General features: G+C 47.2%; 1 protein-coding gene. It reads right to left on the reverse strand.

Going from position 1 to position 233, the window contains the following annotated elements:
• Positions 1–233: sigma-70 family RNA polymerase sigma factor (locus AAEZ03_RS29005; RefSeq protein ID WP_350583465.1), on the reverse strand; the 233-nt coding region annotated here is incomplete at both ends.

Below are 233 nucleotides of genomic sequence, written 5' to 3' on the forward strand. Positions count from 1 at the left end.
GGTCATAGCATCACGAATTTTATCCATAGCATTTTTTTCGATTTGGCGTACACGCTCAGCTGAGATAGAGTAAACCGCTGCCAATTCGTGCAAGGTAGATTTTTGCTCAGACAGCCAGCGCTGCTCAACGATATCGCGTGAACGATCATCGAGGGTATCCATCGCCGCAATCAGTGCTGATGAGTTGTTCTCTTCCCAATCCGATTCTTCTACCATCTCAGCAGGATCGATAC

This window comes from Pseudomonas sp. HY2-MNA-CIBAN-0224, assembly GCF_040310285.1.
Classification (GTDB): domain Bacteria; phylum Pseudomonadota; class Gammaproteobacteria; order Pseudomonadales; family Pseudomonadaceae; genus Aquipseudomonas; species Aquipseudomonas helleri.